Annotated in this window: 2 protein-coding genes; both read left to right on the top strand. The window is 76.9% G+C overall.

Going from position 1 to position 1,780, the window contains the following annotated elements; genetic code table 11:
• On the top strand, window positions 1-418 hold a 418-nt coding region (locus IEZ31_RS56525), incomplete at its 5' end, for an AAA family ATPase (protein ID WP_229834780.1).
• Window positions 411-1,780 (top strand): hypothetical protein (locus tag IEZ31_RS11995; RefSeq protein WP_190249884.1); only part of this gene is annotated, 1,370 nt, incomplete at its 3' end. The genes IEZ31_RS56525 and IEZ31_RS11995, both read left to right, overlap by 8 nt.

Genomic DNA, 1,780 nt, shown 5'->3' with positions numbered 1-1,780 from the left:
GCGGGTGCTGGTGTGCGACGAGGCGCAGTGGCTGTCGCGGGAGTGCTTCGAGTTCTGGCGGCACCTGTGGGACGACCGGCGCACCGACATCGCGATCGTGTTCGTCGGCGGCGGGGACTGCTACCGCGTGCTGCGCCGCGAGCCGATGCTCTCCTCGCGGGTGTACGTGTGGCAGGAGTTCCGGCGCATGAGCCGCGAGCAGGTCCTCGACGTCATCCCCGTCTACCACCCGGTGTGGGCCGATGCTGACCCGGAGCTGCTCGCCCACGCCGACGTCCACGCCGGGCACGGCAACTTCCGTGCCTGGGCGAAACTCACCGCGCACGTGGTGACCGCGCTGGACCGGCTCGGCCAGCCCCGTCCGGATGCCGCGGTCCTGCAGTGGGTGTTCAGCCGCCTCGGCGGCCACGATGCCTGACCAGGCCGCGCCCTGGGTGTGGGACGGGCCCGTGCAGGGCCGCGTCGACGTGCTGCTCGACCCCGCCGACGACGCCGCGGTCACCGCGGCGCTCCTCTCGCGCCACGACCCGGCGGCCGGCCGCGTCGTGGTCCACCCGACGCCGGGCAGCCGCGGGGACGCCGGCCTTGCCCACGACGTGCTCGCCGCGCTCGGCGTGCCGGTCCAGCAGTTCGCCGCTGAGCGGCTCGGCGGTGCTGGCCCGGCCTGGCGCGCGGCCGCGGCGTGGTGCCATGCCGCCGGGGTGACCGAGCTGGTGGTGCTCCGGGCACACCGGCTCACCGCGACCGGCTGGGCGCGCCTGCTCGGGCTGTCCCGGGCCAGCCGCGCGGCGCTGCGCCTGGTCTGCCACACCCGCACCGTCCCGGCCCACCTGCGGACCGCCCTCGCCGGCGTTGCGCACGAGGTCCTCGAGGACCTGGCCGTGCTGCCCGGCCGGGACAACCCGCCGCCGGGCCGGGCCGCGGCCTCGCCGGCCGGGCAGCGCGAGTTCCCGGCTCTGCCTGGCCGGCTGCCCACCGGGCAGGTCCTGCACTACCGAGCCGACGTGTACCGGCGCCACCCGCTGCACGTCTTCGCCCGCGTCGACGACCTCTACGGCCGCGGCCTCGACGCGGCCTGCCGCTGGCTGGCTCACCGCGACCGACCCGGCCCGCACGATCCGCCGACCGACCCGCGGCTGCAGCGCTTCCTCACCGAACTCGTCCAGGACAGCCCCACCCGCCAGCACACCACCGCCCTGCTGCGCGGCGCCCAGGCCGGGTTCCTGCTGCACGGCAGCTGGCTGGCCCTGCCCAACCTCGCCACCGCCGACGGACCCGGCCTGACCACCACCCCGCTCACCGCCGACGTCGCCGCCCGGATCCGCGCACACGTCGCCCACCCGGTCCTGGCCGCCGGTGTCGCGCTGGCCCTGTTCACCGGGCTCAGCCTGCCCAGCCTGCGCACACTGCGCCTCGACGCACTCGCCCCACCGACGCTCGCGCTCATCGCACCGCGGCCGCGGCGCGGGCCGTACCCGGCCCACCAGGTGATGTTCCACATTCCCCGCCCCGCCCGGCCGCTGCTGCGCGCCGCCCGGGTATTCCTGCAGGCCAGCAGCGACAACCCGCGGCAGCGGATCTTCGCCGGGTTCGCGCCGATGCCCGCCGCAGTCGAGCACGCCGCGCAGCGGTGCGGCCTGCCCCTGCCCCGCCGCCCGGTCGAGCTGACCGACGCCTGGCCGGCACCGGCCCGATGGACCCGACTCGGCGAGCCGATCCACACCACCGGCTCCAGCCCGGACGCACCAGCCGGGCAGGTCTGCGGCACCGCCCACCCGGT

It is taken from the genome of Dactylosporangium sucinum, from assembly GCF_014647515.1.
GTDB classification, from domain to species: Bacteria; Actinomycetota; Actinomycetes; order Mycobacteriales; family Micromonosporaceae; genus Dactylosporangium; species Dactylosporangium sucinum.
Note: the sequence above shows the minus strand (reverse complement) of the source record. Positions and strands in the feature narration are given on the sequence as shown.